The following is a 5,424-nucleotide window of genomic DNA, read 5'->3' as shown; positions in this document are numbered from 1 at the left end:
GTGTGTGCGTGTGTTCTTTGAGAACTCAATAGTGTGTCGATGAATGTCAGTGCCAAATATTTTTTGGTTCCGGCTCTTGCACTCCCCGTGTGGAGGGTCGGGCATTTTTTGTCAGCTTTTTGCTGGCGATTGTTTTGCTAGGTTTTCGGACTCTAGTTTTTGATCTGATTGCACCCTTTCGGGGGTGTGGTTGTGAGTCTTCAACGGAGAGTTTGATCCTGGCTCAGGACGAACGCTGGCGGCGTGCTTAACACATGCAAGTCGAGCGGTAAGGCCCTTCGGGGTACACGAGCGGCGAACGGGTGAGTAACACGTGGGTGATCTGCCTCGCACTTCGGGATAAGCCTGGGAAACTGGGTCTAATACCGGATATGACTTCTGGTCGCATGGCTGGGGGTGGAAAGATTTATCGGTGCGAGATGGGCCCGCGGCCTATCAGCTTGTTGGTGGGGTAATGGCCTACCAAGGCGACGACGGGTAGCCGGCCTGAGAGGGCGACCGGCCACACTGGGACTGAGACACGGCCCAGACTCCTACGGGAGGCAGCAGTGGGGAATATTGCACAATGGGCGAAAGCCTGATGCAGCGACGCCGCGTGAGGGATGACGGCCTTCGGGTTGTAAACCTCTTTCGACAGGGACGAAGCGTAAGTGACGGTACCTGTAGAAGAAGCACCGGCCAACTACGTGCCAGCAGCCGCGGTAATACGTAGGGTGCGAGCGTTGTCCGGAATTACTGGGCGTAAAGAGCTTGTAGGCGGTTTGTCGCGTCGTCTGTGAAAACTCACAGCTCAACTGTGAGCTTGCAGGCGATACGGGCAGACTTGAGTACTGCAGGGGAGACTGGAATTCCTGGTGTAGCGGTGAAATGCGCAGATATCAGGAGGAACACCGGTGGCGAAGGCGGGTCTCTGGGCAGTAACTGACGCTGAGAAGCGAAAGCGTGGGTAGCGAACAGGATTAGATACCCTGGTAGTCCACGCCGTAAACGGTGGGCGCTAGGTGTGGGTTTCCTTCCACGGGATCCGTGCCGTAGCTAACGCATTAAGCGCCCCGCCTGGGGAGTACGGCCGCAAGGCTAAAACTCAAAGGAATTGACGGGGGCCCGCACAAGCGGCGGAGCATGTGGATTAATTCGATGCAACGCGAAGAACCTTACCTGGGTTTGACATACACCGGAAACCTGCAGAGATGTAGGCCCCCTTGTGGTCGGTGTACAGGTGGTGCATGGCTGTCGTCAGCTCGTGTCGTGAGATGTTGGGTTAAGTCCCGCAACGAGCGCAACCCTTGTCCTGTGTTGCCAGCGGATTATGCCGGGGACTCGCAGGAGACTGCCGGGGTCAACTCGGAGGAAGGTGGGGACGACGTCAAGTCATCATGCCCCTTATGTCCAGGGCTTCACACATGCTACAATGGCCGGTACAGAGGGCTGCGATACCGTGAGGTGGAGCGAATCCCTTAAAGCCGGTCTCAGTTCGGATCGGGGTCTGCAACTCGACCCCGTGAAGTTGGAGTCGCTAGTAATCGCAGATCAGCAACGCTGCGGTGAATACGTTCCCGGGCCTTGTACACACCGCCCGTCACGTCATGAAAGTCGGTAACACCCGAAGCCGGTGGCCTAACCCCTTGTGGGAGGGAGCCGTCGAAGGTGGGATCGGCGATTGGGACGAAGTCGTAACAAGGTAGCCGTACCGGAAGGTGCGGCTGGATCACCTCCTTTCTAAGGAGCATCTCCAGTGAGTGTCCCGTGGAGTCGGGATCGCTTCTGGCAGAGCCGCTTATGTCCCCGAATGTGGGACTGCGGAGCTCATGGGTGGAACGCTGACATGGGCCGATCGTTCTCGGAGTCTTTGTGATGATGAGGGTCGGATGTAGTCGACACACTGTTGGGTCCTGAAAGAACAGACGTTCTTTCCAGGCAAAAAATACGATCCGCTCGGATCTCCGGTTCATACCGCGGGGCTTTGTTGCTTCGGCTGGTGTCGGGTTCGGGTTCGAGTGGGTGTGTTGTTTGAGAACTGCACAGTGGACGCGAGCATCTTTGTTTTGTAAGTGTTGAAGAGCGTTCGGTGGATGCCTTGGCACCAGGAGCCGATGAAGGACGTAGGAGGCTGCGATAAGCCTCGGGGAGCTGTCAACCGAGCTGAGATCCGAGGATTTCCGAATGGGGAAACCCGGCACGAGTGATGTCGTGTCACCTGCCGCTGAATATATAGGCGGTGTGGAGGGAACGTGGGGAAGTGAAACATCTCAGTACCCACAGGAAGAGAAAACAATTGTGATTCCGTGAGTAGTGGCGAGCGAAAGCGGATGAGGCTAAACCGTTCAGATGTGATACCCGGCAGGGGTTGTCTGGACGGGGTAGTGGGGCCCATTTTCCTATCACTGCCGTGGTGGGCAACAGTCAGAAAAGTGCGTGTTAGTCGAAGTGGTCTGGAACGGCCTGTCGTAGAGGGTGAGAGTCCCGTAGGCGAAAATGCGTGCTCTGTTGTAGTGGGTGCCCGAGTAGCAGCGGGCCCGTGAAATCTGCTGTGAATCTGCCGGGACCACCCGGTAAGCCTGAATACTCCCTGGTGACCGATAGCGGACTAGTACCGTGAGGGAAAGGTGAAAAGTACCCCGGGAGGGGAGTGAAATAGTACCTGAAACCGGACGCTTACAATCCGTCAGAGCCTTCCCTTCGGGGTGGGGTGATGGCGTGCCTTTTGAAGAATGAGCCTGCGAGTCATCGGTGTGTGGCGAGGTTAACCCGTGTGGGGTAGCCGTAGCGAAAGCGAGTCCGAATAGGGCGGTTGAGTCGCACATCATGGACCCGAAGCGGAGTGATCTACCCATGGCCAGGGTGAAGCGACGGTAAGACGTCGTGGAGGCCCGAACCCACTTAGGTTGAAAACTGAGGGGATGAGCTGTGGGTAGGGGTGAAAGGCCAATCAAACTCCGTGATAGCTGGTTCTCCCCGAAATGCATTTAGGTGCAGCGTCACGTGTTTCACGCCGGAGGTAGAGCTACTGGATGGCCTAGGGGGCCTACAAGCTTACCGAAGTCAGCCAAACTCCGAATGCCGGTGTGTGAGAGCGTGGCAGTGAGACTGCGGGGGATAAGCTTCGTAGTCGAGAGGGAAACAGCCCAGATCGCCGGCTAAGGCCCCTAAGCGTGTACTAAGTGGAAAAGGATGTGGGGTCGCGAAGACAACCAGGAGGTTGGCTTAGAAGCAGCCACCCTTGAAAGAGTGCGTAATAGCTCACTGGTCAAGTGATCCTGCGCCGACAATGTAGCGGGGCTCAAGTACACCGCCGAAGCCGCGGCATTCCAGTATTGATCTTGCTTTCGAGCCAGGAGCTGGGATGGGTAGGGGAGCGTCGTGCAGCCGTGGAAGCAGCAGTGTGAACTAGTTGTGGAGGCTGTGCGAGTGAGAATGCAGGCATGAGTAGCGAAAGACGAGTGAGAAACTCGTCCGCCGAATGACCAAGGGTTCCTGGGCCAGGTTAATCCGCCCAGGGTGAGTCGGGACCTAAGGCGAGGCCGACAGGCGTAGTCGATGGACAACGGGTTGATATTCCCGTACCCGTGTATCCGCGCCCAATGGCGAGTCATCTGTGCTAATCGTCCTGAACCGGATGGACTTCCTTCGGGAAGCCGGAAGGGGATGCACGAGACCCTGGGTGTAGTAGTCAAGCGATGGGGTGACGCAGGAAGGTAGCTGGGCCAGGTGATGGAGTACCTGGTGTAAGCCTGTAGGGCGAGTGGTAGGCAAATCCGCCATTCATGTGCCTGAGAGGTGATGCGTAGCCGATTGAGGCGAATTCAGTGATCCTATGCTGCCGAGAAAAGCCTCTAGTGAGTTGGTACACGGCCCGTACCCCAAACCGACACAGGTGGTCAGGTAGAGAATACCGAGGCGATCGAGAGAACTGTGGTTAAGGAACTCGGCAAAATGCCCCCGTAACTTCGGGAGAAGGGGGACCACGTCTGGTGACGAGATTTGCTCTCCGAGCTGGGTGTGGTCGCAGAGACCAGAGAGAAGCGACTGTTTACTAAAAACACAGGTCCGTGCGAAGTCGTAAGACGATGTATACGGACTGACGCCTGCCCGGTGCCGGAAGGTTAAGAGGACCGGTTAGCGTTTTCGGACGCGAAGCTGAGAATTTAAGCCCCGGTAAACGGCGGTGGTAACTATAACCATCCTAAGGTAGCGAAATTCCTTGTCGGGTAAGTTCCGACCTGCACGAATGGCGTAACGACTTCTCTGCTGTCTCAACCACAGACTCGGCGAAATTGCATTACGAGTAAAGATGCTCGTTACGCGCGGCAGGACGAAAAGACCCCGGGACCTTCACTATAGCTTGGTATTGGTGTTCGGTACGGTTTGTGTAGGATAGGTGGGAGACTGTGAAGCGGGCACGCCAGTGTTCGTGGAGTCGTCGTTGAAATACCACTCTGGTCGTATTGGACTTCTAACCTCGGACCCTGATCGGGTTCAGGGACAGTGCCTGGTGGGTAGTTTAACTGGGGCGGTTGCCTCCCAAAATGTAACGGAGGCGCCCAAAGGTTCCCTCAGCCTGGTTGGCAATCAGGTGTCGAGTGCAAGTGCACAAGGGAGCTTGACTGTGAGACTGACGGGTCGAGCAGGGACGAAAGTCGGGACTAGTGATCCGGCACCGGCATGTGGAAGCGGTGTCGCTCAACGGATAAAAGGTACCCCGGGGATAACAGGCTGATCTTCCCCAAGAGTCCATATCGACGGGATGGTTTGGCACCTCGATGTCGGCTCGTCGCATCCTGGGGCTGGAGTAGGTCCCAAGGGTTGGGCTGTTCGCCCATTAAAGCGGCACGCGAGCTGGGTTTAGAACGTCGTGAGACAGTTCGGTCTCTATCCGCCGCGCGCGTCAGAAACTTGAGGAAGGCTGTCCCTAGTACGAGAGGACCGGGACGGACGAACCTCTGGTGTGCCAGTTGTCCTGCCAAGGGCACTGCTGGTTGGCTACGTTCGGAAGGGATAACCGCTGAAAGCATCTAAGCGGGAAGCCTGTTCCAAGATGAGGTTTCTCACCACCTTCGAGTGGTTAAGGCCCCCTATAGACCATGGGGTTGATAGGCCGGAACTGGAAGCACGGTAACGTGTGGAGGTGACCGGTACTAATCGGCCGAGGACTTACTGACAAAGGTTGCTACGCGTCCACTGTGCGGTATCTGAAACAACACACAGATACCCCGGCTTTTTCCCATGAACCCCCCCTTCTTTACCGGGGCGGGGTTGGTGGGTGGGAGCGCGCGGGGGTGTGTGGATAGTTTCATAGAGTTACGGCGGCCATAGCGGTAGGGAAACGCCCGGTCCCATTCCGAACCCGGAAGCTAAGCCTGCCAGCGCCGATGGTACTGCACTCGACAGGGTGTGGGAGAGTAGGACACCGCCGGAACATCCTTC

At 56.8% G+C, this 5,424-nt stretch carries 3 rRNA genes; all 3 read left to right on the top strand.

Annotated features, from left to right (window positions below):
• Positions 1 to 200 precede the first annotated feature (200 nt).
• Positions 201 to 1,719: ribosomal RNA gene (locus GVY39_RS33505) — 16S ribosomal RNA — on the top strand.
• 326 nt (positions 1,720 to 2,045) lie between these two features.
• Positions 2,046 to 5,159, top strand: a 23S ribosomal RNA gene (locus tag GVY39_RS33500).
• Between the two features lie 140 nt (positions 5,160 to 5,299).
• Positions 5,300 to 5,416 (top strand): 5S ribosomal RNA (rrf, locus tag GVY39_RS33495).
• Together the 16S, 23S and 5S rRNA genes form the textbook arrangement of a ribosomal RNA operon.
• Positions 5,417 to 5,424: the final 8 nt, after the last annotated feature.

This window comes from Nocardia sp. CY15 (assembly GCF_009829295.1).
In the GTDB taxonomy this organism is placed as follows: Bacteria; Actinomycetota; Actinomycetes; order Mycobacteriales; family Mycobacteriaceae; genus Nocardia; species Nocardia sputi.
The sequence above is the reverse complement of the archived record's forward strand: the minus strand, read 5'-3'. Positions and strand labels throughout refer to the sequence as shown.